Below are 25,238 nucleotides of genomic sequence, written 5' to 3'. Positions count from 1 at the left end.
GGCAAGCTGCTAGGCTCTATGGCGGCTTGCGCAGTCGGGCTGTAGCGATTCTGTAGTCAGGCTACATCGCTGCTGGGGAAAGTACCGAGGGTAGGCTACACGCAGTAGCCCCCTGCGTTTGCCACGGGAAAGCGCGTGACTTTCTGTAGAAAAACTACAAGAATGATCCGCCTTTCCGAGACCTAAACAGGCATTTCGCCGCGCCATCCGTGCGGCGGGATGACAGACCACGAGAGCAACGGAGTCCAGCATGGGATACCAAAAGATCCAGGTGCCAGCGGTCGGTGACAAAATCACCGTCAATGCCGATATGTCCCTGAACGTACCTAACAATCCAATCATCCCCTATATCGAAGGGGATGGTATCGGTGTCGATATCAGTCCGGTGATGATCAAGGTCGTCGATGCGGCTGTGAACAAGGCCTACGGTGGCGAGCGCAAGATTTCCTGGATGGAAGTCTATGCCGGCGAGAAAGCCACGCAGGTCTACTCCGCCGATACCTGGCTGCCTGCCGAAACGCTGGAAGCGGTGCGCGACTACGTGGTGTCCATCAAGGGCCCGCTGACCACTCCGGTCGGTGGCGGCATCCGTTCGCTGAACGTTGCCCTGCGCCAGGAGTTGGACCTGTATGTGTGCCAGCGTCCGGTTCGTTGGTTCACCGGTGTACCGAGCCCGGTGAAAAGGCCGCAAGACGTCGACATGATCATCTTCCGTGAAAACTCCGAAGATATTTATGCCGGGGTTGAGTGGAAAGCCGGGTCCGACGAAGCGAAAAAAGTGATCAAGTTCCTCACCGAGGAAATGGGCGTCAAGAAGATCCGCTTCACCGACATGTGCGGTATCGGCATCAAGCCGGTATCCGAAGCCGGTACCAAGCGCCTGGTGCGCAAGGCGTTCCAGTACGCCATCGACAATGACCGCAGCTCTGTGACCATCGTTCACAAAGGCAACATCATGAAGTTCACCGAAGGTGCCTTCAAGGAGTGGGGCTACGAGGTGGCGCAGAAGGAATTCGGTGCCGAGCTGCTGGATGGCGGTCCTTGGATGCAATTCAAGAACCCCAACACCGGCAAGAGCATTGTGGTCAAGGACGCCATCGCCGACGCGATGCTGCAGCAGATCCTGCTGCGCCCGGCCGAATACGATGTGATCGCCACCCTTAACCTGAACGGTGACTACCTCTCTGACGCCCTGGCCGCGGAAGTGGGTGGTATCGGTATTGCCCCTGGTGCAAACCTGTCGGACACCATTGCCATGTTCGAAGCGACCCACGGCACCGCGCCCAAGTACGCTGGCCAGGACAAGGTCAATCCAGGCTCGCTGATTCTCTCCGCCGAGATGATGCTGCGCCATATGGGCTGGCTGGAAGCTGCTGATCTGCTGATCAAGGGCACCGAAGGCGCGATTGCCGCCAAGACCGTGACCTACGACTTCGAGCGCCTGATGGAAGGCGCCGAGTTGCAGTCCTGCTCGCAGTTCGGCGATGCCATGATTCGCCACATGTAAGCGAACCTGCGACAAAAAGAAGGCCGATCATCAGGATCGGCCTTTTTTATGCTGGATCAGTGAGCGCCCGGTTTCAGACTTCAGCCTTGGATGCCTGCGCTTGGCTGGCGGCGGCAGGTGCAGGCGCATCAAGTGATGCAGAAATTGAACTGATATTCACGGCATGAAGCCCCTTCGGGCCCTGAATGATATCAAACTTGACCGGCTGACCGGCTTTTAGCGTTTTGTAACCGTCCATTTGGATCGCCGAGTAATGGGCGAACAGGTCCTCGTCCTTGCCATCGGCCAGGATAAATCCGTAGCCCTTGGCGTTGTTGAACCACTTGACCTTACCGCTAAGCATGCTCATATCCCTCTGCAAAGAACTCCATCACTGGAGTATCATCCACTTAGACCCCGCGCCCAAAAAATCCGTTTGTGGCGTGGACGCGGAACCCCTGATACCCGAAGTGGGTATTCCTTGTTTGTAACACCGTTTTGCCGATAGTCAAGCGAATGCTGCAGGTGGCTGCAAAGCCGGTCAATCTACCCCTGTAATCGTCTCGCCCCAGCATGGACCTTTCTCGCCAGCATGCGTCTAAATAGCCAGATTCGACTAACATTCAACCAGGACCATCCGGCCTCAGACGAGGATGGTGTTGGGGGATTGGCGGTACAGGAAGCCAAGCCCGCCTTGCAGGCTCCGCCGTTGTACAAGGTGATTTTATTCAACGATGACTACACCCCGATGGATTTCGTGGTCGAAATTCTCGAGGTGTTTTTCAATTTGAATCGCGAAATGGCCACCAAGGTCATGCTGACCGTCCATACAGAGGGGCGGGCGGTGTGCGGTATCTTCACCCGCGATATCGCCGAGACCAAGGCGATGCAGGTCAATCAGTACGCGAGAGAAAGTCAGCATCCGCTACTCTGTGAGATAGAGAGGGACGGTTAACACCGGCCGCTTGGGAATGATTGGGAATGAGGTGAAGCTATGTTAAACCGAGAGCTCGAAGTCACCCTCAATCTGGCCTTCAAGGAGGCCCGCACCAAGCGTCATGAATTCATGACGGTTGAGCATCTTCTGTTGGCCTTATTGGACAATGAGGCGGCCGCCAGCGTGCTGCGCGCCTGCGGCGCCAACCTCGATAAACTGCGTCACGACCTGCAGGAATTCATCGACTCCACCACGCCGTTGATTCCTCAGCATGATGAGGAGCGCGAGACTCAGCCGACGCTGGGGTTCCAGCGGGTATTGCAGCGTGCGGTGTTCCACGTGCAAAGCTCCGGCAAGCGTGAAGTGACTGGCGCCAATGTGCTGGTGGCGATTTTCAGCGAGCAGGAAAGTCAGGCCGTTTTCCTGCTCAAGCAGCAGAGTGTGGCGCGTATCGATGTGGTCAATTTCATCGCCCACGGTATCTCCAAGGTGCCCGGACATGGTGATCAAAACGAAGGCGACAGCGAGATGCAGGACGATGAAGGGGGCGAAGCGGCTGCCTCGAGCAATCCGCTCGATGCCTATGCCAGCAATCTGAACGAACTGGCGCGCCAGGGCCGTATCGATCCGCTGGTGGGGCGTGAGCCCGAGGTCGAGCGTGTTGCGCAGATCCTGGCGCGGCGGCGCAAGAACAACCCGCTGCTGGTGGGTGAGGCCGGTGTGGGCAAGACCGCCATCGCTGAAGGCCTGGCCAAGCGTATCGTCGACAGCCAGGTACCGGACCTGCTGGCGGACAGCGTGGTCTATTCGCTCGACCTGGGCGCCTTGCTCGCCGGCACCAAATACCGGGGCGATTTCGAAAAACGCTTCAAGGCGTTGCTCAACGAGTTGCGCAAGCGCCCCCATGCGATTCTGTTTATCGACGAGATCCACACCATCATCGGTGCGGGCGCGGCATCGGGTGGGGTGATGGATGCCTCCAACCTGCTCAAGCCCATGCTCTCGTCGGGCGAGATTCGCTGCATCGGTTCCACCACGTTCCAGGAATTTCGCGGTATCTTCGAGAAGGACCGGGCCTTGGCGCGGCGCTTCCAGAAGGTCGATGTGTCCGAGCCGTCCGTGGAGGACACCGTCGGTATCCTGCGCGGCCTCAAGGGGCGTTTCGAGCAGCACCACGGTATCGAATACAGTGACGAGGCATTGCGCGCGGCGGCCGAGCTGGCGTCGCGTTATATCAATGACCGGCATATGCCGGACAAGGCCATCGATGTGATCGACGAGGCGGGGGCCTATCAGCGCCTGCAGCCTCTGGAGAAGCGCCTCAAGCGCATCGAGGTGGCCCAGGTCGAGGATATCGTGGCGAAGATCGCGCGAATTCCGCCCAAGCATGTCACCAGCTCCGACAAGGAGTTGCTGCGAAATCTGGAGCGCGACCTCAAACTGACTGTGTTCGGTCAGGATGCGGCGATCGATTCGTTGTCCACTGCGATCAAGTTGTCCCGGGCAGGACTGAAGTCGCCTGACAAGCCGGTGGGTTCGTTCTTGTTTGCTGGCCCCACTGGGGTGGGCAAGACCGAGGCGGCGCGGCAACTGGCCAAGGCCATGGGCATCGAACTGGTGCGTTTCGACATGTCCGAGTACATGGAGCGCCACACGGTGTCGCGGTTGATCGGCGCACCGCCGGGTTATGTCGGTTTCGACCAGGGCGGCTTGCTCACCGAAGCGATCACCAAGATGCCCCATTGTGTGTTGCTGCTCGATGAGATCGAAAAGGCTCACCCGGAGGTGTTCAATCTGCTGCTGCAGGTAATGGACCATGGCACGCTGACCGACAACAACGGGCGCAAGGCGGACTTCCGCAATGTGATAGTGATCATGACCACCAACGCCGGTGCTGAAACCGCTGCGCGTGCCTCGATCGGCTTCACCCATCAGGATCACTCTACCGATGCGATGGAGGTGATCAAGAAGAGTTTCACGCCCGAGTTCCGTAATCGGCTGGACACTATCATCCAATTTGGTCGCTTAAGCCATGAGGTGATCAAAAGCGTGGTCGACAAGTTCCTCACTGAACTGCAGGCGCAATTGGAGGACAAGCGGGTCATGCTCGAGGTCAGCGATGCCGCACGCAGCTGGTTGGCTGAAGGCGGTTACGATGCGCAAATGGGCGCTCGCCCTATGGCGCGGCTGATCCAGGACAAGATCAAGCGGCCCTTGGCCGAAGAGATCCTGTTCGGGGAGCTGGCCGAGCACGGTGGCGTGGTGCATATCGGGGTCAAGGACGGCGAACTGACGTTCGACTTCGAAACCACGGCCGAGATGGCATAAGTCTGGAGCGGTCCGGGCAAACGCGAGAAGCGCTTGTTCGGCGCGGTGGTAATACAAAAACGCCCGGCAGTGCCGGGCGTTTTTTTATGGGGACTTGCTTAGCGGGCGCGGTAGGTGATGCGGCCCTTGCTCAAGTCGTAGGGCGTCAACTCAACGCGTACTTTGTCGCCGGTCAGAATTCGGATGTAGTTCTTGCGCATTTTGCCGGAGATATGCGCGGTTACGACGTGCCCGTTTTCCAACTCCACACGGAACATGGTGTTGGGCAGGGTGTCGACGACAGTGCCTTCCATTTCGAAGCTGTCTTCTTTCGACATGCAGTAAAGCCCTCGGTAACGAATGAGTGGCCCGGTGCAAGTGGCTCCAGGCAAAAGCGGCGTGCATTGTGCCCGAAAACAGGGGGCTACGCCAAGGGGCTTCAGCTTAGTGTGATCCAACGCTGATTGACGAACAGCTCGATGGGCCGATATTGAGTCTTGTAATTCATCTTGCGGCAGGCCTTGATCCAATACCCCAGGTAAACGGCCTGCAAGCCCAGGCGAGTCGCTTCGCCGACCTGCCACAGGATGGCGTAGCGCCCCAGGCTGCGTCGCTCTTCAGTGGGCTCGTAGAAGGTATAGACCGCGGAGAGGCCATTGGGCAGCACATCGGTCACGGCGATCGCGAGCAAGCGTCCCTCCAGGCGAAATTCATAAAAGCGCGAAAACGGCAGGTCACGTACCAGGAAGGTGGCGAATTGCTCGCGATTGGGCGGATACATGTCGCCGTCGGCATGCCGTTGCTCGATGTAGCGCATGTACAGGCCGTAGTATTCCTCGGTGAACACCGGTCGTACCGCCTTGACCAGAAGTGCCTGGTTACGTTTGAGGATGCGCTTTTGTTGACGGTTCGGGGTGAACTGGTCGACCGGAATGCGCGCGGGCACACAGGCGCTGCAGCGTTGGCAATGCGGTCGGTAGAGGTGGTCGCCGCTGCGCCGAAAGCCCAGCTCCGACAGCTCGGCATAGACCTGTCCGTCCATGGGCTGACTGGGGTCGAGAAACAAGGTGGTGGCTTGTTCGTCGGGCAGGTAGCTACAGGGATGCGGTTGAGTGGCATAGAACTTGAGGCGGGCCAGCTCGGTCATGGTCGGTGCTCGGATAACACTTCAAATCATTGTATGTCAGGCTTTGCCCGTCGCCCAGGAGCCGCGAGGGGCCTCGCTCGGTTGATCGAGAAACTGCTGCAGGTAGCCGGAGAACTCGGCGCGGGGTATGGCGCGTGCACCGAAGCTGTGCAAGTGGGCGGTGGGCATCTGGCAGTCGATCAGCACAAATCCCCAGTTCCTGAGCGCCTGGACCAGGGTGGCGAACCCCACCTTGGAAGCGTTGTCGACACGGCTGAACATGGACTCGCCGAAAAACAGCCTGCCCAGCGCTAGACCATAGAGTCCGCCCACCAGTTCCCCGTCCAGCCATACCTCCACCGAATGGGCGATACCTCGCTGATGCAGCTGCAGATAGGCCTGCTGCATGGAAGCGGTGATCCAGGTAGCGTCGGTGTAGGAGCGCGGCGCGGCGCAGGCCTGGATGACGGTCGCGAAGTGCTGGTCGAAGCTGACCTGCAGGCGTTGCTGGCGCAGGCACTTGGCCAGACTGCGTGACAGGTGCAGCTCGTCCGGAAACAGCACGGTGCGCGGGTCCGGTGACCACCACAGAACGGGTTGACCCTGTTCGAACCAGGGAAAGCAGCCATGGCGGTAGGCAGCGATCAGCCGGTCGGGGCTCAGGTCACCGCCCGCCGCCAGCAGTCCGTTGGGTTCGCGCAGGGCGCTTGCCAGCGGCGGAAAGGTCAGGGAGTCGCGTTGCAGCCAGGTCAGCATCGGGGGCGCGGCACCAGGAAGCGCGGATGCCAGGCATCCGCGGGGGCGGGCAATTTAGTTATCGAGGAATTTCTCGGCATCCAGGGCGGCCATGCAGCCCGCACCGGCCGAGGTGATGGCCTGGCGATAGACGTGGTCGGCGACGTCGCCCGCGGCGAATACGCCCTCGATGCTGGTGGCGGTGACATTGCCCTCGCTGCCGCCCTTGATCATCAGGTAGCCGTCACGCATCTCCAGCTTGCCTTGGAACAGCTCGGTATTGGGCTTGTGACCAATGGCGATAAAGACACCGGCCAGGGGCAGGTCTTGGGTGGCGCCGCTATGGCTGTCGCGCAGGCGCGCGCCGGTGACTCCCGTGGCGTCGCCCAGTACTTCGTCGAGGTTCTGGTTCCAGTGCAGGCGGATATTGCCGTTGGCGGCTTTCTCGAAGAGTTTGTCCTGGAGGATTTTCTCCGAGCGCAGCTTGTCGCGGCGGTGCACCAGATGCACTTCCTTGGCGATGTTGGACAGGTACAGGGCTTCCTCGACAGCGGTATTGCCGCCGCCGATCACGGCGACCACCTGGTTGCGATAGAAGAACCCGTCGCAGGTGGCACAGGCGGAAACACCTTTGCCGGCAAAGGCTTCTTCAGACGGCAGGCCCAGGTACTGGGCGGAGGCACCGGTGGCGATAATCAGGGCGTCGCAGCTGTAGGTGCCGCTGTCACCGATCAGGGTGAAAGGGCGCTGATCCAGGTTGGCGGTATGGATATGGTCGAAAACGATTTCGGTGTCGAAGCGTTCGGCATGCTTTTGCATGCGCTCCATCAGCGCGGGGCCGGTTAGCCCTTCAACGTCGCCGGGCCAGTTGTCCACTTCGGTGGTGGTGGTCAATTGACCGCCGGGCTGGATGCCGGTGATGACCAGGGGCTTGAGGTTGGCACGGGCTGCATAGACCGCTGCGCTGTAGCCGGCGGGGCCGGAGCCGAGAATGATCAGGCGGGAATGTTTCACGTCGCTCATGGAAAGGGGTCCTTCGAAAGTTCAGGTATGCTCGAGACTGGGCAAGAGCATACCTGATCTTGGCTTACTTCTTACCGGCGATCAGGTCGCGAATATGTTGCGCGCGCTCTGCGCTTGGCGGGTGGGAGTCGAACATGCTGTGTTCGCTGCCGCCGCCGAGCTTGGCCAGTTTGTCCATGGCGGTCGCCAGGCCTTGGGGGTTGACCTTGCGCTTGGTCAGCAGGTTGTAGGAGTAGGTGTCGGCATCGGTTTCCTGGGACTGGGAGAACTGGGAGTTGACCAGTGCGTTGCCCAGGTCGCCCAGTTGCGTTTGCGACAGGGTCGAGACGGCGCCATTGGACGACGCAGAGGCGGCGTACTGGGCCGCGTTCGTAGCCATTTCGACTTGCATGGCTTTTTTGCTGTGGCCCAGGCCGACGTGGCCGATTTCATGACCCAGCACGCCGGCGACTTCGTTGTCGGTCATCAGGTCCATCAGGCCGCTGTAGACCCGTACGCAGCCGTTGGCCATGGCCCAGGCGTTGACATCATCGGTCATGTAGACCTTGTAGTTGATCGGGGTGCCGTCGACCGAGCTGCCCAGGGACTTGGCGATGCCTGCCAGGCGCTTGGCGTACTTGTTACCGGCAGGGGCGATTTTGTTTTCCTCGTCCATGGCCGCGCAGGCGCCATCGGATTGGGCTTTGACTTCGGCATCGCTAAGGGTGGCTGCCTGAAGCGCCAAGCCGCCGCTTTGGAGCAGGGTGCCGGCGTCCATGTTCTGGCAACCGCCGAGAATGGCGGTGGCGACGAGCAGGCTGAGGAGATTACGGGATTTCATTGGGCAGTGTCCTTTGCTGGGTGCACAGCAGGTAAGAGGCAGTAGGCCATCAGGTGAATGAAACGCAGCGCAGTATAGTGAGCCAGTAGGCCTCAAAATGAGTGATACGTCTCTCTTTTTGACCGCTGGGTCTCACTTTTAATGTCACTGCTTCGCACTGGCATCGCTCCCCTAAAGGCTTACAATGGCGGCCCTTGGATACCCGGTTTGGCGCAGGAAAAGACCCGTTTTGAAGAATCCCACCCCCAGTGCCCAGGCTCCCGTCTGGCGTCAGCAACTACATTACCGGCTCAAGGAAGGCGCGCTGATCGCCCTGGGTGCGTTGTGCCTCTACCTGTGGATGGCGCTGCTGACCTACGACCCCGCCGATCCCGGTTGGACCCACACCAGCACTGTCGCTCAGGTGCAGAACGCCGCCGGCCGTGCCGGCGCCTGGTTCGCCGATATCCTGTTTATGGCCCTGGGCTATTTTGCCTACCTGTTTCCGGCGCTGCTGGCGATCAAGACCTTGCAGGTGTACCGCGGCCGCCATCAGCCCTGGGTCTGGAGTGGCTGGCTGTTTTCCTGGCGCCTGATCGGCTTGGTCTTCCTGGTGCTGTCGGGCGCGGCGCTGGCCTATATCCACTTTCAATCCGGCTCCAGCCTGCCAGCGTCGGCCGGTGGCGCGCTGGGTGAAAGCCTGGGCCGCCTGGCGGTCACCGGGTTGAATGTGCAGGGCAGCACGCTGCTATTTATTGCATTGTTCCTTTTCGGTTTGACGGTGTTCAGCGACCTGTCCTGGTTCCGTGTCATGGACTTGACCGGCAAGATCACCCTGGACCTGGTCGAATTGGTGCAGAACGCCGGCAACCGCTGGTGGGATGCGCGGGTTCAGCGCAAGCGCATGGTCGCGCAACTGCGTGAGGTCGATGAACGGGTCAGCGAAGTCGCCGCGCCGGTGGTGCATGACCGCCGTGAGCAGGCCAAGGTCAAGGAGCGGTTGATCGAGCGCGAAGAGGCCCTGACCAAGCACATGACCGCTCGCGAGACCCGCACGCCGCCGGTCATCACGCCGCCGCTGCCGGCCAAAAGCGAAGAGCCGAGCAAGCGTGTGCAAAAGGAGAAACAGGCGCCGTTGTTCGTCGACAGCGCGGTGGAAGGGACCTTGCCGCCCATCTCCATCCTCGATGTTGCCGAGAAAAAGCAGAAGAAATTTTCGCCTGAGTCCCTGGAGGCCATGTCGCGCCTGCTGGAGATCAAGCTCAAGGAGTTCGGTGTCGAGGTCATGGTCGAGTCCGTGCACCCGGGTCCGGTGATTACCCGCTTCGAGATCCAGCTGGCGGCGGGGGTCAAGGTCAGTCGGATTTCCGGCCTGGCCAAAGACCTGGCGCGCTCGATGGCGATCATCAGCGTGCGGGTGGTGGAAGTCATTCCGGGCAAGACCACGGTGGGTATTGAGGTGCCCAATGAGGATCGGCAGATCGTACGCTTCTCCGAAGTACTGTCCTCCCCCGAGTTCGACGACGCCAAATCACCGGTGACCCTGGCCCTCGGCCATGACATCGGCGGCCGTCCGGTCATCACCGACCTGGCCAAGATGCCCCACCTGCTGGTGGCCGGCACCACTGGCTCGGGCAAATCGGTGGGGGTCAACGCCATGATCCTGTCGATTTTGTTCAAGTCCACGCCAGAAGAGGCGCGGCTGATCATGATCGACCCGAAGATGCTCGAGCTGTCGATCTACGAAGGTATTCCCCACCTGTTATGTCCGGTGGTCACCGATATGAAGGAGGCGGCCAACGCATTGCGCTGGAGCGTCGCCGAAATGGAACGACGCTATAAATTGATGTCCAAGTTGGGGGTGCGCAACCTGGCGGGCTTCAATCGCAAGGTCAAGGATGCCGAAGAGGCCGGCGAACCGCTGACCGATCCGCTGTACAAGCGCGAAAGTGTGCACGACGAGGCGCCCTTGCTGAAAAGCCTGCCGACCATAGTTGTCGTAGTCGACGAGTTCGCCGACATGATGATGATCGTCGGCAAGAAGGTCGAAGAGTTGATCGCACGGATCGCGCAGAAGGCCCGGGCGGCTGGTATTCACCTGATCCTGGCGACCCAGCGGCCCTCGGTGGACGTGATTACCGGGTTGATCAAGGCCAATATCCCGACCCGCATGGCGTTTCAGGTGTCGAGCAAGATCGATTCGCGCACCATCCTCGATCAGGGTGGCGCCGAGCAACTGCTCGGCCACGGCGACATGCTTTACCTGCCACCGGGTACCGGGTTGCCGATCCGGGTGCACGGCGCCTTCGTCTCCGACGAGGAAGTCCATCGGGTGGTGGAGGCCTGGAAACTGCGTGGCACGCCGGATTATATCGAGGACATCCTGGCCGGCGTCGAGGAACCTGGCAGCGGTTTCGACGGTGGCAGCAGCGGCGAGGGCGGCGAGGGCAGCGAGGAAGACCCGCTGTACGACGAGGCCGTGCGCTTTGTCACAGAGAGCCGGCGCGCCTCGATTTCTGCGGTACAACGTAAATTGAAAATCGGTTACAACCGCGCCGCACGCATGGTCGAAGCCATGGAAATGGCCGGCGTGGTAACCGCCATGAACACCAACGGCTCGCGGGATGTGATCGCGCCGGGCCCGACACGCGACTGACATTAAGGATTTTCATGCACGTAATACGAACGATAGCGGCGCTGATGCTGGCCGCCCTGAGCATGACCAGCCTGTGCGCCCGGGCGGATGACGCCGTGGCGGTCAAGCGCCTGAGCGAGTTGTTGAACCAGGCGCAGACCATCACCGCGCGCTTCTCCCAGCTGACTCTCGATGGCAGCGGCACCCAGCTGCAGGAGACCGCCGGGGAGCTGGCGCTCAAGCGCCCGGGGTTGTTCCGCTGGCACACCGACGAGCCGCAGCAGCAGTTGTTGGTGTCCAATGGTGAGAAGGTCTGGTTATACGACCCTGATCTGGAGCAGGTCACCATCCAGACCCTGGACAAGCGCCTGACCCACACCCCGGCACTGTTGCTGTCCGGCGATGTCTCGCAGATTCAGGAAAACTTCGAAATCAGCCACAAGGAGGGCGGTGACGTGGTGGATTTCACCCTCAAGCCCAAGGCCAAGGACAGCCTGTTCGACAGCTTGCGCCTGTCCTTCCGTAATGGTGTGGTCAATGACATGCAGTTGATCGACACTATCGGCCAACGCACCAATATCCTGTTTCTCAATGTGAAGATGAACGAAAAACTCGATATCAAGCAGTTCACCTTCGAGGTTCCCGAGGGCACCGATGTGATCGAGGAGTGACGCCGCCACGGCGTCCGTACCCGAGGCCCTGACCTGCCATGGACCTGTTTCGCAACACCCCCGTCGCTCAACCGCTGGCCGCCCGATTGCGGGCGACCAATCTGGACGAGTATGTCGGCCAGGAACACTTGCTGGCCCGCGGCAAGCCGCTGCGCGAGGCCCTGGAGCAGGGTGCGCTGCACTCGATGATTTTCTGGGGGCCGCCGGGTGTCGGCAAGACCACCCTGGCGCGCCTGCTGGCGCAGGTCACCGACGCCCACTTCGAGACGCTCTCGGCGGTGCTCTCGGGGGTCAAGGAGATCCGCCAGGCGGTTGAAATCGCCCAGCAGCACGCCGCCCAGTATGGCCGTCGCACCCTGTTGTTCGTCGATGAGGTGCACCGCTTCAACAAGTCGCAACAGGACGCCTTCCTGCCCTATGTGGAAGACGGCACGTTGATCTTTATCGGCGCGACCACGGAAAACCCCTCGTTCGAACTGAACAACGCGCTGCTTTCCCGGGCCCGTGTCTATGTGCTGAGAAGCCTCGACGAAGCGGCCCTGCGCAAGTTGGTGCAGCGGGCATTGAGTGAAGAAAAAGGCTTGGGTAAACGCCAGCTGAGCCTGCCCGAGGAGAGTTTTCGCGTGCTGTTGGCCGCTGCCGATGGTGATGGACGGCGCCTGCTGAATTTCCTGGAGAACGCGGCCGACCTGGCCGAGGACGGCGGGCCGATCAGCGTCGGGCTGCTGCAGAGCCTGCTGGGTGACAGCCAGCGGCGCTTTGACAAGGGCGGCGAGGCCTTCTACGACCAGATATCCGCGCTGCACAAATCGGTGCGCGGCTCCAACCCCGACGCGACCCTGTACTGGTTCGCGCGCATGCTGGACGGCGGCTGCGACCCGCTGTACATCGCCCGCCGCGTGGTGCGCATGGCCAGCGAAGACATTGGCAATGCCGATCCTCGAGCCTTGAGCCTGTGCCTGTCGGCCTGGGACGTGCAAGAGCGACTGGGCAGCCCGGAGGGGGAGCTGGCGGTAGCCCAGGCGCTGGTCTACCTGGCCTGCGCGCCGAAGAGCAACGCGGTGTACAGCGCCTTCAAGGCGGCCATGCGCGACGTCAGCGAAAATGGCTCCCAGGAGGTGCCGCTGCACTTGCGCAACGCACCGACCAAGTTGATGAAGGAACTTGGCTATGGCGACGAGTACCGCTACGCCCATGACGAACCGGAGGCCTACGCCGCCGGCGAGGACTATTTCCCGGAAAGTATGACGCCGCGCCAGTATTACCAGCCGGTGCCCCGCGGTCTTGAGTTGAAGATCCGTGACAAGCTGCAACATTTGGCGGCCCAGGACCGGGCCAGTCCTCGCCAGCGGCGCAAGCCATGATCGGCGTGGTGCTGGCGGTGGCGACCGGCGGCATGGCGGGCACGCTGTTGCGGTTCGTCACCGGTAACTGGATCAATGCCCACTGGCCCCAGCATTTCTATTTAGCGACCCTGGCGGTGAATTTGCTTGGTTGCCTGGCGATCGGTTACCTCTACGCGGTGTTCCTGGTTCGCCCGGAGGTGCCTCTGGCGTTGCGGGCGGGGCTGATTGTCGGTGTGCTTGGCGGCCTGACCACCTTTTCGTCGTTTTCACTGGACAGCTTGCGGCTGCTGGAGAGCGGCCAGGGCCTGCAGGCGTGCCTGTACGCCGCGCTCAGCGTGTTCGGTGGCTTGCTGGCGACCTGGGGTGGCCTGTCCCTGGGACGTCTTTGAGCAAGAAAATGCGCCCTTGAGCCCTCTGCCCTGAAAAAGGCCTTCGGCTAGCGGATTTACTCGTCGTAAACTCCGCTTCCTTGTTTCTGTGTTTATCGAACGGTGGGTTTTTTGCGTCCCTCCAGGGAGGCCACTGCCCGACCCGCGCTCGATACCTTCATTTAACCCGTTGTACAAAGACGAGAACCTCCATGCTTGACTCCAAATTGGTACGCACCCAGCTTCAGGACGTGGCGCAGCGCCTGGCCTCCCGCGGTTTTCAGCTGGACGTGGTGCGCATCGAGGCGCTGGAAGCCCAGCGCAAGGTGGTGCAAACCCGTACCGAGCTGCTGCAGGCCGAGCGTAATGCGCGTTCCAAGTCCATTGGCCAGGCCAAGGCGCGTGGCGAAGACACTGCGCCGCTGATGGCCGATGTGGAGCGTATGGCCGACGAGTTGGCCGCCGGCAAGCTGGAGCTGGACCGGATCCAGGGCGAGTTGGACGATATCCTGCTGCGCATCCCCAACCTGCCGGACCCGTCCGTGCCGGTGGGCGCCGATGAGGAGGGCAACGTCGAGGTACGCCGCTGGGGTACGCCCAAGGCGTTCGATTTCGCCATCCAGGACCATGTCAGCCTGGGCGAGCAGCATGGCTGGCTGGACTTCGAGCGCGCCGCGCGCATGTCCGGGGCCCGTTTCGCCGTGTTGCGTGGCCCGATTGCCCGGCTGCACCGCGCCCTGGCGCAATTTATGATCAACCTGCACACCGACGAGCATGGCTATGAGGAGGCCTACACCCCTTATCTGGTCCAGGCCTCGGCCTTGCAGGGCACCGGTCAACTGCCCAAGTTCGAGGAAGACCTGTTCAAGATCGGCCGCGAGGGTGAGAGCGACCTGTACCTGATCCCGACCGCCGAGGTGTCGCTGACCAATATCGTCAGCGGCGAGATCCTCGAGGCCAAGCAACTGCCGCTGAAACTGGTGGCGCATACCCCCTGTTTCCGCAGTGAAGCCGGCGCTTCCGGCCGCGATACCCGCGGCATGATCCGCCAGCACCAGTTCGACAAGGTGGAAATGGTGCAGGTGGTCGAGCCCGGCAAGTCCGCCGAGGCCCTGGAAAGCCTGACCGGCAATGCCGAGAAGGTCTTGCAGCTGCTCGAGTTGCCGTACCGGGTACTGGCGCTGTGCACCGGCGACATGGGGTTTGGCGCGGTCAAAACCTATGACCTGGAAGTCTGGGTGCCGAGCCAGGACAAGTACCGGGAGATCTCTTCATGCTCCAACTGCGGCGATTTCCAGGCGCGGCGCATGCAGGCGCGCTGGCGCAACCCGGAAACCGGCAAACCCGAGCTGGTGCATACCCTCAACGGCTCCGGCCTGGCGGTGGGCCGCACCTTGGTCGCGGTGTTGGAGAACTACCAGCAAGCCGATGGCTCGATCCGCGTGCCTGAGGTGCTCAAGCCCTATATGGGCGGCCTCGAGGTCATCGGCTAAGCGCCTCTGGACCCTTGTCGCGGGTTGCTCGCAACCCGCCGGCGGCTGAACCGGCCGCGCAGCGTGGGGCGGCCAGCGCGCCGCCCCTTTGCTTACATCTGATCGAGAGTGTGCGCCATGGACTTCCTTCCCCTGTTTCACAAACTGCAGGACCGCCGGGTGCTGGTCGTCGGCGGTGGTGAGGTGGCGTTGCGCAAGGCGCGGCTGTTGGTGGATGCCGGGGCGACCTTGCGCGTGGTGGCGCCCGAGGTGCGTGACGAGCTGCGCGAACTGGCCGGTGCTTGCGCTGAGGTCCTGGTGCGCGGCTATCAATCGGCGGACCTGGATGGCGTGGCCCTGGTGATCGCCGCCACCGATGACGAACCGCTGAACGCGCAGATTTCCAGCCAGGCCCAGGCCCGCGGCATTCCGGTCAACGTGGTGGATGCGCCGGCGCTGTGCAGCGTTATTTTCCCGGCCATCGTCGATCGTTCGCCGCTGATCGTCGCCGTCACCAGCGGCGGCGACGCGCCGGTGCTGGCGCGCCTGATTCGCGCCAAGATCGAGACCTGGATCCCCTCCACCTACGGTCAACTGGCCGGCCTGGCGAAGAAATTCCGCGCCCAGGTGCGTGCCCTGTTTCCCGATGTGCAGCAGCGTCGGGTGTTCTGGGAGGATGTATTCCAGGGTCAGATCGCCGAAAGCGTGTTCGCCGGCAAGCTGGGGGAGGGTGAGCGCCAGTTGCAGGCGAAGATCGCCGGGGTCGCGCCCCGGGCGTTGGGCGAGGTCTATCTGGTGGGCGCCGGTCCGGGTGATCCGGACCTGTTGACCTTCCGTGCCCTGCGCCTGATGCAGCAGGCCGATGTGGTGCTCTACGACCGTCTGGTCGCCCCGGCGATCATCGACCTGTGCCGCCGTGATGCCGAGCGCATTTACGTCGGCAAGCAGCGCGCCGAGCATGCCGTGCCCCAGGAGCAGCTCAACCAGCAACTGGTCACCTTGGCCAAGCAAGGTAAACGAGTACTGCGCCTGAAGGGCGGCGATCCTTTTATCTTCGGCCGTGGTGGCGAGGAAATCGAGGAGCTGGCAGCCCACGGTATTCCCTTCCAGGTGGTACCGGGTATCACCGCCGCCAGCGGGTGCGCGGCCTATGCCGGCATTCCCCTGACCCACCGCGATTATGCCCAGTCGGTACTTTTTGTCACCGGGCACCTCAAGGATGGCAGTTGCGACTTGCCATGGGCGGACCTGACCGCACCCGGCCAGACCCTGGTGTTCTATATGGGGCTGATCGGCTTACCGCTGATCTGCCAGCAACTGGTGGCGCACGGGCGCGCCGCCGACACACCGGCCGCCTTGATCCAGCAGGGCACCACGGCCAATCAGCGGGTCTTCACCGGGACCCTGGCCAATCTGCCTCAATTGGTGGCCGAGCATGAAGTGCATGCACCGACCCTGGTGATAGTCGGCGAGGTGGTCAAACTGCGCGAGAAACTGGCCTGGTTCGAAGGCGCGCAGCAGGGCTGAGCGATAGGTGCCCTGCCGCCGATCAAAATGCCGTCATTCCCGCGCAGGCGGGAATCCAGTGACGGCGAGGGTCTTTCCCTGAGTGCTGTTGCTCGTGCCCCATGCTCCACCTGCCCATGCCGCATAACACCCTCAACGCTCAAGAAAATCCTATAACGGCCGTTGCCAGACGCTCCGGCCCGGCAGGCGCTCGCGGTCGTGGGCGGCCTCCAGCTGCTGGGCCGGCCCCATGGGCACGATCCCGGTTGGGTTGATGGTGCGGTGGCTGGCGTAGTAGTGGTGTTTGATATGCTCGAAATCGACGGTCTGCGCCACGCCCGGCCACTGGTACAGCTCGCGCAACCAGTTGGACAGGTTCGGGTAATCGGCGATGCGCCGCAGGTTGCACTTGAAATGGCCGTGGTACACCGCGTCGAAGCGGATGAGTGTGGTGAACAGCCGCCAGTCGGCTTCGGTCAGGTAGTCGCCGGCCAGGTAGCGGCGCCGGTCCAGCAGGGAATCCAGGGCTTCCAGCTCCTCGAACAGCGCGGTAAAGGCTTCGCCATAGGCCGTCTGGGTGGTGGCGAAGCCGGCCCGGTACACACCATTGTTTACCGCCGGATAGATCCGGGCGTTGAGTGCGTCGATCTCGCCGCGCAGTGGTTCGGGGTAAAAGTCCAGACGGTTGCCGGTCAGTTCGTCAAATGCCGTATTGAACATGCGGATGATCTCCGCCGACTCGTTGTTGACGATACGTTCCTGTGTCTTGTCCCACAGCAGCGGAACGGTGACACGGCCGCTGTAGTGGGGGTCGTCACGAGTGTAGCGCTGATGCAGGTAGGCCAGGCCATCCAAACGGTCGCCGCTGGCGCCGTGCGCCGGGTCAAAGGTCCAGCCTTGTCCGCCCATCAGCCAACTGACCACCGAAACGTCGATCAGCGACTCCAGGTCCTTGAGTTGGCGCAGGATCAGGGTGCGGTGGGCCCAGGGGCAGGCGAGGGACACGTACAGGTGGTAACGGCCGGCTTGCGCCGCGTAAGCGGTTAGCTGGCCGGGCGGGGCGCTGCCGTCGGCGCTGATCCAGTCACGGCGCTGGGCGTTCTCGCGCTCAAAGCGTCCGTCCTTGGCGGTGTCGTACCACTGGTCCCGCCACTGTCCCTCGACTAACAACCCCATGTCCGGCTCCTGGTTGTACCTGACCCGCAGTGGTCAGGCATTCAGTCTACGGAGATGGATTCGAACGAAGAGCGCAAAGTTCAGGAGTGTATTATCGGCTAAATCGATTTGTTGCGGGCTAGCCAATAACCCTGTGCCTGCTCGAAGGCGGCCTCACGCATCACCCCCAGGCCGCGCAGCGCCAGTGCCACGGTGGCCTGGACGGCCAGCTCGCCGTAGGCATCCGCGACCTCGCCCCGCCAGAAGGCGAGCAGGTGATCGGGCTCCAGGCGCTCGGGTTTGACGTGGCGCTGGGCGGCCAGGGCCGGCCATTGCTCGTCCCAGGCAAGCCCGTTGGCAGTTCCGTAAAGGTGGCCGGCGACATCCGGGTTGACTTCGATTTCCCCGCCGTCGCCCTTGATCACGATCGAGCTGTCGCCCAACAGGCGGCTGGCTTCGCGGTGGGGCTCCTGGTAACCGGGATGGAAGATGCTTTGCAATCCGCAGCGGGCGCCCAGGGGATTGAGCACACGGGTCAGCGAGTGGATTGGCGAGCGCAGGCCCAGGGTGTTGCGCAGTTCGATCATCCGCTGCAAGCCGGGCATCCAGTCGTTCAGCGGCATAAAGGCCAGGCAGCGCTGGTCGAGGCTGTGCGCCACCGCCGACCAGTCGCGACACAGCGGAATGTCCAGCTGCTGCAGCAGCTGTTCGCTGTACAGGCGGCCGGCGGTGTGGGCGCCGGCCCCGTGCATAAAGATCCGCACGCCGTTGTCCCCCAGGCACTTGGCGGCCAACAGGTACCAGGGCAGGTGGCGCTTCTTGCCGGCGTAGCTGGGCCAGTCGATATCGACCGCGATCGGCGGAGCGGTGATCCGCGTGCGTACCGCCTGGGTAAAGCCCGCCAACTCCTCGGGGCTTTCTTCCTTGTAGCGCATCAACATCAGGAAGGCGCCGAGCTGGGTGTCTTCCACTTGGCCGTCGAGCAGCATGCCCATGGCATCCCGCGCTTCGTCCTGGGTCAGGTTGCGCGCGCCGCGTTTGCCCTTGCCGAGGATGCGGACATAGGGGGCAAAGGGGTGTTCGGCGGGTGTGCTCAGGTTCAGCGGATTCATAGGCAATTGGTCGGTTTTGGCAGGCCCGCCAGCTTGGCGGCCAGTTTGGCGGGAGTGCCCTTGAACAGGCGGTTGAGGTGCAGGCTGGTGCCTTTGTCCGGGCCGAGTTTCAGGGCGGTGTACTTGACCAGCGGACGGCTGGCGGGGGACAGCTGGAATTCGCGGTAGAACTCGCGTAGCAGGTCCAGCACTTCCCAGTGCTCGGGGCTCAGCACCAGGCCCTCGCGCGCCGCCAAGGCCTCGGCCACCGCTGGCGACCAGCAGTGCAGGTCGAGCAGGAAACCGTCCTTATCCAGCGCGATGGCCTGATGGTCGAGCTGAAGGCTGTTCATAACCAGCTGTTGACCTTGGCGTAACGGCTGCAGCAGTCGACGAACCCGGGGTAATCCAGCACCCGCACCCGCGGTGGAGCCGCCAGGGCGCGGGCCAGCAGGTCCTCCTCCAAGGCCAGCAGCGCGACGCCCTCTGGCAAGGCCAGCAGGCGTTGTGCTGGAACGGTGCCAGGCTGCAGGGCATAGACCGCGTCGCCACTGAGCAGCAAGGCGTCGTCCGTGCCCAGCAGGCGCAGGCAGCTGTCCAGGCGGGTATCGCCGAAAGGGGAGTGGGACAGCAGGTGCAAGGTGGCCATTAGAGGGTGATTACCTGTTCATAGTGATCGACCAACGCGCGCAGCTGGTCGTCGTCCAAAACGCTTACCGGCAGGCCAAGCGCTGTTTGCCCCAGGCCGCGCACGGCCAGGCTGTGCCGGCAGGCATACAGCGATTCGACCCCGAACAGCGGCAAGGCCTGCAAGTTGGCGCCCAGGTCCTTTTGCTCGAGGGTTGCCGGGCGTTGGGCCTGGGTCAGCTGGAACACCCCGTCATCGAGAAACAGCAGGCCGATCGGCAAATCGAAAGCGCCTCCGGCCAGGGCGATATCCAGGGCTTCACGGGCGCCGGGGCCGGCCCAGGGCGCCTGTCGGCTGATGATCAGCAAGGATTTGACCGGGTTCATCTCAAGGGCCTCCAAAACAGACCAGGCGGTCCGCCAGTTGCGCGGCCTCGTGCAACTGGCCCAGGCCGGACAGTTCCCAGCCGCTACCGAGATTGGCGGCCGGCCGCTGGTAACGCTGGGCTTCCTCGACGTTCAGCACCCCGCGGCGCAGGGCGGCGGCGATGCACACCACGCCGTCCAGACCCTTTGCCTGAACCCAGCTGTGCCACTGGGCGGCGATATCCACCTCGTCCTGGGCCACCACCGTATTGGCCGAGGCGCTGTGCACGCCGTCCTGGTAGAAAAACAGGCGGACGATCTGGTGACCGCCGTCGACCACGGCCTGGGCGAAACGCAAGGCGCGGCGCGAGGCGGGGGCATGGGCGGGCGCGAAAACGGCGATGGCGAATTTCATGGCGATATCGATCCGGGAAACTGCCGCCATGATAAGGCCTGAGCCAGGCGGATGCGTACCACGGGCATGAAAAAGCCCGCCTAGGCGGGCTTTTTCAGCGCTGATGAATCAGTCGTTGCTGCTCATGATGCCCATGATCTGCAGCAAGCTGACGAACAGGTTATAGATCGATACATACAGGCTGATGGTGGCCATGATGTAGTTTCGCTCACCGCCGTTCACGATGGCGCTGGTCTGGAACAGGATGCAGGCCGAGGCGAAGATCACGAAACCGATGCTGATCGCCAGTTGCAGGCCGCTGATGTTGAAGAAATAGCCCACCAGCATGGCGCCAAACAGGACAAACAGGCCGGCGACGATAAAGCCGCTGAGGAAGCTCATGTCCTTGCGGGTGGTCAGCACGTAGGCCGACAGGCCGCTGAACACCAGGGCAGTCATGATAAAGGCCGAGGCGACCACTTGACCGCCGTTGGGCATGCTCAGGTAGTGGCTCAGGATCGGGCCCAGGGTGAAGCCCATAAAGCCGGTCAGCGCAAAAGTCGATACCAGGCCCCAGGCCGAGTTGCGCAATTTCACGGTGACGAAGAACAGGCCGTAGAAGCCGATCAACACCATAAAGAAGCCCAGTCGTGGCGCATTCATTTGCTGGGCCAGGAAAGCCACCAGGCCGCTGAAGGCCAGGGTGAGGGCCAGCAAGCCGTAGGTATTGCGCAGCATGGCGCTGACTTCCAGCTCCTGCGTCTTGCCTAGATTGATGGCGTAGTTCTGTTCGTTCATGGCGACACTCCTAACAATAAGGTCCGTGACCCGGGTCAGTGGCGATCATAACAGAGGTCTGGCGGCTGCCAAGCGCGAGAGTTTGACAGCGTGTTACGTTCGGGTATTATTGCCGCCCGCAGGATCTGCGGAGGTGTGGCCGAGTGGTTTAAGGCAACGGTCTTGAAAACCGTCGACTGTAACAGGTCCGTGAGTTCGAATCCCACCGCCTCCGCCATACGCATCACCCGAAAGCCCCGCACTGCGGGGCTTTCGCGTTTCTGGGGGTGGTCAAACTCCATTTATCCTTGCCCGCGAGCACAGCCGTCAGCGGCGTCCTGGCAGCTTGAAACGCATCGGGCCGGAAACCTACGAGGCCCGATCCAGCGCTTAACCCCCCGCTCACGATTGCTGGACCAGATCGTGTCAAACCCAGGCTTCTGAGCCGCCACGGGTTTATGGGGGCAAGGTCAGATCAGGGCTGGAAGGTTCGGGCAGAAACCATACTCACCCTGACCTGTCCAGGGTCGCTTCCTGGGCATATCCTAGTTACCGCTTTAGATTTTGCTCATCGCCTTTGAAACCACGATGTAGATTGCCATCGCACTTGAACAGGAGTCGTGACTTGTTTGGTCCTTTCAAACAAAAGAAGAAAGCCGGCATCGGAGCTGTAACAGCTGCCCATGAAAACTCTCAAGCAGGCGCCGACCTGATTGGTTTTCAGACTGAGTCCGGTGAACAGTTGCAGGATTTTCGTGAGCAGCTCTTCGACGAGTTATTTGGCGATTGTGATTCTGTCAGTCACGAAATATCGCCATTGTCTCCTCATATCGATGTGTTTGTTTACAAGCCTGGCTATCAAGGCCGGACTTTCTATACGCTCGTCTCCTCGGGCATGAGCGATGTGCCCATGACCCTTGCCGCCGGCATTCCCGATGACTACCAACGGGCCGAGATACTGATGTATGTCACCGAACCCAAAGAGGAGTACATCCATCTGATTCGTTATTACGCGCGGTATCCGCACCAGTACGGGAGCTATTTTGCTCAGGGCCACACCATTCCGAATGGCCAACCGGCAGAGCCTTATTTTTCACCAGGCAGCCTCGACACCGTCCTCTTTATTTCAAGCATTCTTTCGCCCGACAATGAATTTAGCGATCGCCTTTATGAAAAGTCTGGCATCCCTGTTCAGCTACTGCACCTGACACCGATCACCACTGCCGAGCTCGAGTTCAAGCTGGAGCATGGCTCAGACAGGCTTTACGATATTTTCGATGAAAACAATCATCCATTTATTCTGGATGAAACGCGGAGCTCGTATGTATAACATCGGGAGATAATGGCTGTAGCATGGAGCACTGCCTTGACACAACCTGCGAGCCCACGCGGCGGTCCGTGGGCCGCTCAGGGTTCCGTTGCATCAAGAGCCTCCCTCAGCGCAACTACCGCTTGCATAACGGCTTGTTGGAGCTGCTTTTATCTGCCCTGAGCAGTCCATTGTCACTGTATTCAAATCCGCCGCGTGAGTCCTGAAGCCCGTTTCGTAGGATGGGTTGAGCGCAGCGATACCCATGCCGATTCGTCGTCGCCTTAGTACCTGGCCCCCTACACGATCCACGAAACGCAGCTCCCGCGTCGGCGGAGTTGACGCACGTTAAGGAGCCTCCGTACGAACCTGGTTACACTCTGTCGACATGCTCAGGGTGGCAGGGACCGGATGTTCGAATCCATCGACTGGGACGGCGCACTGCTCGATCGCCCTGTTTATGGCGTCTTCAGCGGAGGTGGCTTTCCCGATAGCAGCACCTTTCACCACCGGGTCGGCTCGCTGGATCTGCTGCGGGCCCTGCGCGGCAGTCGGCAGGCGAAACGGCCGCTGGCGTTGACGGTGCGCCTGCCTTCCAGGCACGCGCTTTACCCCGGCTGGCGGCGTGCGTCGGCCGACCCCATCGGTGATTACCTGGACTGTTTGAGGCGAGAAATCGACTTGATCGGTTGCCACCTGCGACAGCAGCAAGTCACCCGGTTTCACCTGGCTGGCGGTAGCCTGCTGGGCGCCGACGCGATGCGGAGATTGCTGGCCCATGTGCGCACGCGCTTGCGCTTGCTGGATAACGATGCCGGCGATTACAGCATCGGGCTCGAGCAGACGCGTACGGACTGGGCCACCATGGGCTTAGTACGGGAATTGGGCTTCAACCACGTCCGCCTGTGCGTGGCGGACGCCGAGACCAGCACCTTTGGGCCGGAGGCGCTGCGAGATCCGCGACACATCTGCTCGCTGATCGATGCCGCGCGCACCCTGCGCTTTCGCTCGCTGACCATCGAACTGGGTTACGGCCGCGCCTGGCAAACCCGGGAGAGCTTTGTGCGCAAGGTGGCCGCCATAATCGAATTGCTGCCCAGCCGGATCTGGTTGTTCGACTATGCCGAGCCCTTGCAGCGCATGGGGTCGCCGGGGCGTCTGTCCCTGCGTGGACTGTCCAGCCTCGAGGACAAGCGGATGATGCGGCGCCACTGCGTGGAGCAGCTGAGCCTCGCCAATTACCGTTACATCGGCATGGGGCTCTTTGCGTTGCCCGAAGACGAGTTGGTGATTGCTCAGGAGAGCGGCCAATTGCGGCGCACCTGCGAGGGGTACAGCCACCAGCGCTGTTCAGATCAGATTGGTCTCGGTGTCTCGGCGATCAGCCAGGTGGGCGACCTTTATGCGCAGAACAGTCGCAGTCTGGCGCATTACCAAAGCCAATTGCAGCTGGGCCAGTTGGCGACCCGTCGCGGCTTGCGGTGCGGCCAGGACGATCATCTGCGCCGCACACTGGTCGACAGCCTTGTCTGTCACCTGTGCTTGGACATCGGCAGCCTCGAACAGCAGTTCGGTGTATGCCTGCGGGAGCACTTTGCGGCCTCCTGGCCGCTGCTGGAACAAATGAGCCGCGATGGTTTGCTGACCCTGAACCGCCAGCGCATCCAGGTTTCTCCTCTCGGCCAGCTGCTGATGGGGTCGGTGTGCCAGGCGTTCGAGCGTCCTGGCGCGGCCCGGTTCGGCAAGGGCGTGCGGTCGTTTGCTCGCTGAGCCGGGGGGGCGCCTGTCGAACGCCTGGACAGCGGCTCAGTCGCCGGCACGGCCGTGCGCAGCGTGCCAACAGGCCCTGGCGGCATCTGTTTGCTGCCTGCTGCCTAGGAAATGCTGCGATAACGCTCGGCCACCTGGGCCTGGCGCAGGCCCCCGAGCAGGGCTTGGCGGCTGGCCTGCAGGGTTTCCCAGCGGGCAGCCTCCTGCAGCGGCGGGATGGTCACCGGCTCCCGGCGATCGAATCCGACCAAGGCGGCGTCCACCAGATCGTCGACCTCCATCACCTCGGGCAGGGTGGTGATGTCGATGCCCGCCCGCTCCCAGATCTCGGTGCGGGTGGCGGCAGGCAGCACGGCCTGGACATAGACGCCCTTGGGCATGAGCTCCAGGCTCAGTCCCTGGGAGAGAAACAGCACGAACGCCTTGGTGGCCCCATAGACGGTCATGCCCAGTTCCGGCGCCAAACCCACGACCGAGCCGATATTGACGATGGCACCGGTACCGGCGTTGGCCAGCCGCGGGGCAATCGCGCTGGCAAGGCGCACCAGCGCGGTGGTGTTGAGTGTGACCAGGCGCGTGACGCTGTCGGTGCTCTGCTCGATAAAACTGCCCGATTGGGCCGCGCCGGCATTGTTGATCAGGATGCCGATCCGGGTGTCTTCGCGCAGGCGTTTTTCCAGCCTCTCCAGATCGCCGAACTGGGTCAGGTCGGCCTGGATGACTTCGGCGCTGATGCCGTGTTCCTGCTGCAGACGCAGGGCAAGTGTGTCCAGCCGCGCCTTGTCGCGGGCCACCAGAATCAGGTCATGGCCGCGACGGGCGAAGCGCTCGGCATAGGTGGCGCCGATGCCGCTGGAGGCGCCGGTAATAAGGACGGTCGAATGGGCGATCATGGGTTGTTCTCTCTCGGAGGGAAAATAGGCCAGGAGGCGTGGTTCGCGCCACCTGATGCTCAACGACGATAGGTGACTCGTTCGCCGTCCACCTCGGTGAGATCGGCGCTGCTGTTCACGGGCAGTGACTTGGGGCGCGGATCCGCAAGGTGGAGTGAACCTATAGAATGATGATCATCATATAATTCGTCAAGCGCTTTGCTGATGTCTGACATCAAGATTCCATAGAGCGGCTGTTGGCCCTTCTTTAGAGGGCATTTAGCGCGCATACGAGGTAGTTAGCGGGTAGGTTTGGATAAAATTTAATCACTCCGACCCTGAGTGATCCCCACATATTTAGCCCACCACTCGGCTTTGTTGCTGCGTTTCGTAGCGCAGTCGGCGCTCCAGGTCTTCCAGGACGTTCCCACTGAGGGAGGTGGCGTGTTTTCGGCCGTATTCCAGG

At 61.9% G+C, this 25,238-nt stretch carries 25 protein-coding genes and 1 tRNA gene; 12 read left to right on the top strand and 14 right to left on the bottom strand.

Annotation, left to right across the window (positions count from 1 at the left end; genetic code table 11):
• The first annotated feature begins 250 nt into the window (after positions 1–250).
• The gene (gene icd, locus ABWY06_RS00700) at positions 251–1,507 is read left to right on the top strand and encodes an NADP-dependent isocitrate dehydrogenase (protein WP_353923631.1); all 1,257 of its coding nucleotides are present in this window, start codon (positions 251–253) and stop codon (positions 1,505–1,507) included.
• Between the two features lie 73 nt (positions 1,508–1,580).
• Here icd and cspD read toward each other — a convergent pair whose 3' ends face one another.
• Positions 1,581–1,850, bottom strand: a complete 270-nt coding sequence (gene cspD / locus ABWY06_RS00695) for a cold shock domain-containing protein CspD (protein WP_353923630.1) — start codon at positions 1,848–1,850, stop codon at positions 1,581–1,583.
• 228 nt (positions 1,851–2,078) lie between these two features.
• Between cspD and clpS the strand changes: the two genes are divergently transcribed.
• A complete protein-coding gene (gene clpS / locus ABWY06_RS00690; protein WP_353923629.1) occupies positions 2,079–2,441 on the top strand; it encodes an ATP-dependent Clp protease adapter ClpS in 363 nt (120 codons plus the stop codon).
• A 39-nt stretch (positions 2,442–2,480) separates the two neighbouring features.
• Complete coding sequence (clpA, locus tag ABWY06_RS00685) at positions 2,481–4,751, top strand: ATP-dependent Clp protease ATP-binding subunit ClpA (RefSeq protein ID WP_353923628.1); 2,271 nt, start codon at positions 2,481–2,483, stop codon at positions 4,749–4,751.
• Between the two features lie 98 nt (positions 4,752–4,849).
• Here clpA and infA read toward each other — a convergent pair whose 3' ends face one another.
• The 5 genes from infA to loiP form a co-directional block, all read right to left on the bottom strand.
• Entirely contained in the window at positions 4,850–5,068 is a 219-nt protein-coding gene (gene infA, locus ABWY06_RS00680) for a translation initiation factor IF-1 (RefSeq protein ID WP_002553999.1), read from the bottom strand.
• A gap of 101 nt (positions 5,069–5,169) precedes the next feature.
• On the bottom strand, positions 5,170–5,877 hold the full coding sequence (locus tag ABWY06_RS00675; RefSeq protein WP_353923627.1) for an arginyltransferase: 708 nt from the start codon (positions 5,875–5,877) through the stop codon (positions 5,170–5,172).
• 36 nt (positions 5,878–5,913) lie between these two features.
• Positions 5,914–6,612 (bottom strand): leucyl/phenylalanyl-tRNA--protein transferase, encoded by a 699-nt coding sequence (gene aat, locus ABWY06_RS00670; RefSeq protein ID WP_353923626.1) that lies wholly within the window; start codon positions 6,610–6,612, stop codon positions 5,914–5,916.
• A gap of 54 nt (positions 6,613–6,666) precedes the next feature.
• A complete protein-coding gene (gene trxB / locus ABWY06_RS00665; protein WP_353923625.1) occupies positions 6,667–7,614 on the bottom strand; it encodes a thioredoxin-disulfide reductase in 948 nt (315 codons plus the stop codon).
• A 64-nt stretch (positions 7,615–7,678) separates the two neighbouring features.
• A complete protein-coding gene (gene loiP / locus ABWY06_RS00660; RefSeq protein WP_353923624.1) occupies positions 7,679–8,434 on the bottom strand; it encodes a metalloprotease LoiP in 756 nt (251 codons plus the stop codon).
• Between the two features lie 184 nt (positions 8,435–8,618).
• On the opposite strand from loiP, the gene ftsK reads away from it, so the two are divergent.
• The 6 genes from ftsK to cysG all read left to right on the top strand — a co-directional run bounded on the left by ftsK (position 8,619) and on the right by cysG (position 16,432).
• A complete protein-coding gene (ftsK, locus tag ABWY06_RS00655; protein WP_353923623.1) occupies positions 8,619–11,069 on the top strand; it encodes a DNA translocase FtsK in 2,451 nt (816 codons plus the stop codon).
• 14 nt (positions 11,070–11,083) lie between these two features.
• Positions 11,084–11,719, top strand: coding sequence for an outer membrane lipoprotein periplasmic chaperone LolA (lolA, locus tag ABWY06_RS00650; protein ID WP_502948127.1), 636 nt, complete (start codon positions 11,084–11,086; stop codon positions 11,717–11,719).
• A gap of 38 nt (positions 11,720–11,757) precedes the next feature.
• On the top strand, positions 11,758–13,083 hold the full coding sequence (locus tag ABWY06_RS00645; RefSeq protein ID WP_353923622.1) for a replication-associated recombination protein A: 1,326 nt from the start codon (positions 11,758–11,760) through the stop codon (positions 13,081–13,083).
• Entirely contained in the window at positions 13,080–13,454 is a 375-nt protein-coding gene (gene crcB / locus ABWY06_RS00640; RefSeq protein ID WP_353923621.1) for a fluoride efflux transporter CrcB, read from the top strand. Before ABWY06_RS00645 ends, crcB begins: the two co-directional genes overlap by 4 nt.
• A gap of 191 nt (positions 13,455–13,645) precedes the next feature.
• Positions 13,646–14,926 carry a serine--tRNA ligase gene (gene serS, locus ABWY06_RS00635; RefSeq protein WP_353923620.1) on the top strand — a complete coding sequence of 427 codons (1,281 nt, stop codon included), beginning with the start codon at positions 13,646–13,648 and terminating at the stop codon, positions 14,924–14,926.
• Between the two features lie 117 nt (positions 14,927–15,043).
• Complete coding sequence (gene cysG / locus ABWY06_RS00630; RefSeq protein WP_353923619.1) at positions 15,044–16,432, top strand: siroheme synthase CysG; 1,389 nt, start codon at positions 15,044–15,046, stop codon at positions 16,430–16,432.
• Positions 16,433–16,582: 150 nt separating this feature from the next.
• Here cysG and ABWY06_RS00625 read toward each other — a convergent pair whose 3' ends face one another.
• From ABWY06_RS00625 to ABWY06_RS00595, 7 genes are all read right to left on the bottom strand, one after another.
• On the bottom strand, positions 16,583–17,587 hold the full coding sequence (locus tag ABWY06_RS00625; RefSeq protein WP_353923618.1) for a glutathione S-transferase family protein: 1,005 nt from the start codon (positions 17,585–17,587) through the stop codon (positions 16,583–16,585).
• 98 nt (positions 17,588–17,685) lie between these two features.
• Entirely contained in the window at positions 17,686–18,678 is a 993-nt protein-coding gene (locus tag ABWY06_RS00620; protein ID WP_353923617.1) for a glycosyl transferase family protein, read from the bottom strand.
• Positions 18,675–19,010 carry a TusE/DsrC/DsvC family sulfur relay protein gene (locus tag ABWY06_RS00615; RefSeq protein ID WP_353923616.1) on the bottom strand — a complete coding sequence of 112 codons (336 nt, stop codon included), beginning with the start codon at positions 19,008–19,010 and terminating at the stop codon, positions 18,675–18,677. The genes ABWY06_RS00620 and ABWY06_RS00615 overlap by 4 nt, the downstream gene beginning before the upstream one ends.
• Complete coding sequence (tusB, locus tag ABWY06_RS00610) at positions 19,007–19,306, bottom strand: sulfurtransferase complex subunit TusB (RefSeq protein WP_353923615.1); 300 nt, start codon at positions 19,304–19,306, stop codon at positions 19,007–19,009. The genes ABWY06_RS00615 and tusB overlap by 4 nt, the downstream gene beginning before the upstream one ends.
• Positions 19,306–19,671 (bottom strand): sulfurtransferase complex subunit TusC, encoded by a 366-nt coding sequence (tusC, locus tag ABWY06_RS00605; protein WP_353923614.1) that lies wholly within the window; start codon positions 19,669–19,671, stop codon positions 19,306–19,308. Before tusC ends, tusB begins: the two co-directional genes overlap by 1 nt.
• Before the next feature lies 1 nt (position 19,672).
• Positions 19,673–20,065 (bottom strand): sulfurtransferase complex subunit TusD, encoded by a 393-nt coding sequence (gene tusD, locus ABWY06_RS00600; protein ID WP_353923673.1) that lies wholly within the window; start codon positions 20,063–20,065, stop codon positions 19,673–19,675.
• Between the two features lie 108 nt (positions 20,066–20,173).
• On the bottom strand, positions 20,174–20,842 hold the full coding sequence (locus tag ABWY06_RS00595; protein WP_353923613.1) for a Bax inhibitor-1/YccA family protein: 669 nt from the start codon (positions 20,840–20,842) through the stop codon (positions 20,174–20,176).
• Between the two features lie 129 nt (positions 20,843–20,971).
• Here ABWY06_RS00595 and ABWY06_RS00590 point away from each other — a divergent pair.
• The 3 genes from ABWY06_RS00590 (at position 20,972) to ABWY06_RS00580 (ending at position 23,900) form a co-directional block, all read left to right on the top strand.
• Positions 20,972–21,059, top strand: a tRNA-Ser gene (locus ABWY06_RS00590).
• Between the two features lie 387 nt (positions 21,060–21,446).
• Positions 21,447–22,151: a suppressor of fused domain protein gene (locus ABWY06_RS00585; RefSeq protein WP_353923612.1), complete on the top strand. Its 705-nt coding sequence runs from the start codon at positions 21,447–21,449 to the stop codon at positions 22,149–22,151.
• Between the two features lie 390 nt (positions 22,152–22,541).
• Positions 22,542–23,900 carry an oxygen-independent coproporphyrinogen III oxidase gene (locus ABWY06_RS00580; RefSeq protein ID WP_353923611.1) on the top strand — a complete coding sequence of 453 codons (1,359 nt, stop codon included), beginning with the start codon at positions 22,542–22,544 and terminating at the stop codon, positions 23,898–23,900.
• Between the two features lie 104 nt (positions 23,901–24,004).
• On the opposite strand, the gene ABWY06_RS00575 is transcribed toward ABWY06_RS00580, so the two are convergent.
• Complete coding sequence (locus ABWY06_RS00575) at positions 24,005–24,793, bottom strand: SDR family NAD(P)-dependent oxidoreductase (RefSeq protein WP_353923610.1); 789 nt, start codon at positions 24,791–24,793, stop codon at positions 24,005–24,007.
• Positions 24,794–25,238: the final 445 nt, after the last annotated feature.

Source organism: Pseudomonas sp. (assembly GCF_040514055.1).
In the GTDB taxonomy this organism is placed as follows: Bacteria; Pseudomonadota; Gammaproteobacteria; order Pseudomonadales; family Pseudomonadaceae; genus Aquipseudomonas.
The sequence above is the reverse complement of the archived record's forward strand: the minus strand, read 5'-3'. Positions and strand labels throughout refer to the sequence as shown.

Excerpts from the sequence above, each read along its gene's own strand:
- clpA (WP_353923628.1), top strand. The coding sequence starts at position 2,481 with ATGTTAAACCGAGAGCTCGAAGTCACCCTCAATCTGGCCTTCAAGGAG.
- lolA (WP_502948127.1), top strand. The coding sequence starts at position 11,084 with ATGCACGTAATACGAACGATAGCGGCGCTGATGCTGGCCGCCCTGAGC.
- serS (WP_353923620.1), top strand. The coding sequence starts at position 13,646 with ATGCTTGACTCCAAATTGGTACGCACCCAGCTTCAGGACGTGGCGCAG.
- crcB (WP_353923621.1), top strand. The coding sequence starts at position 13,080 with ATGATCGGCGTGGTGCTGGCGGTGGCGACCGGCGGCATGGCGGGCACG.
- ABWY06_RS00625 (WP_353923618.1), bottom strand. The coding sequence starts at position 17,587 with ATGGGGTTGTTAGTCGAGGGACAGTGGCGGGACCAGTGGTACGACACC.
- ABWY06_RS00645 (WP_353923622.1), top strand. The coding sequence starts at position 11,758 with ATGGACCTGTTTCGCAACACCCCCGTCGCTCAACCGCTGGCCGCCCGA.
- tusD (WP_353923673.1), bottom strand. The coding sequence starts at position 20,065 with ATGAAATTCGCCATCGCCGTTTTCGCGCCCGCCCATGCCCCCGCCTCG.
- clpS (WP_353923629.1), top strand. The coding sequence starts at position 2,079 with ATGCGTCTAAATAGCCAGATTCGACTAACATTCAACCAGGACCATCCG.
- ABWY06_RS00580 (WP_353923611.1), top strand. The coding sequence starts at position 22,542 with ATGTTCGAATCCATCGACTGGGACGGCGCACTGCTCGATCGCCCTGTT.
- cysG (WP_353923619.1), top strand. The coding sequence starts at position 15,044 with ATGGACTTCCTTCCCCTGTTTCACAAACTGCAGGACCGCCGGGTGCTG.
- ABWY06_RS00675 (WP_353923627.1), bottom strand. The coding sequence starts at position 5,877 with ATGACCGAGCTGGCCCGCCTCAAGTTCTATGCCACTCAACCGCATCCC.
- ABWY06_RS00615 (WP_353923616.1), bottom strand. The coding sequence starts at position 19,010 with ATGAACAGCCTTCAGCTCGACCATCAGGCCATCGCGCTGGATAAGGAC.
- ABWY06_RS00620 (WP_353923617.1), bottom strand. The coding sequence starts at position 18,678 with ATGAATCCGCTGAACCTGAGCACACCCGCCGAACACCCCTTTGCCCCC.
- ftsK (WP_353923623.1), top strand. The coding sequence starts at position 8,619 with ATGGCGGCCCTTGGATACCCGGTTTGGCGCAGGAAAAGACCCGTTTTG.
- infA (WP_002553999.1), bottom strand. The coding sequence starts at position 5,068 with ATGTCGAAAGAAGACAGCTTCGAAATGGAAGGCACTGTCGTCGACACC.
- loiP (WP_353923624.1), bottom strand. The coding sequence starts at position 8,434 with ATGAAATCCCGTAATCTCCTCAGCCTGCTCGTCGCCACCGCCATTCTC.
- tusB (WP_353923615.1), bottom strand. The coding sequence starts at position 19,306 with ATGGCCACCTTGCACCTGCTGTCCCACTCCCCTTTCGGCGATACCCGC.
- tusC (WP_353923614.1), bottom strand. The coding sequence starts at position 19,671 with ATGAACCCGGTCAAATCCTTGCTGATCATCAGCCGACAGGCGCCCTGG.
- cspD (WP_353923630.1), bottom strand. The coding sequence starts at position 1,850 with ATGCTTAGCGGTAAGGTCAAGTGGTTCAACAACGCCAAGGGCTACGGA.
- aat (WP_353923626.1), bottom strand. The coding sequence starts at position 6,612 with ATGCTGACCTGGCTGCAACGCGACTCCCTGACCTTTCCGCCGCTGGCA.
- ABWY06_RS00575 (WP_353923610.1), bottom strand. The coding sequence starts at position 24,793 with ATGATCGCCCATTCGACCGTCCTTATTACCGGCGCCTCCAGCGGCATC.
- icd (WP_353923631.1), top strand. The coding sequence starts at position 251 with ATGGGATACCAAAAGATCCAGGTGCCAGCGGTCGGTGACAAAATCACC.
- ABWY06_RS00595 (WP_353923613.1), bottom strand. The coding sequence starts at position 20,842 with ATGAACGAACAGAACTACGCCATCAATCTAGGCAAGACGCAGGAGCTG.
- trxB (WP_353923625.1), bottom strand. The coding sequence starts at position 7,614 with ATGAGCGACGTGAAACATTCCCGCCTGATCATTCTCGGCTCCGGCCCC.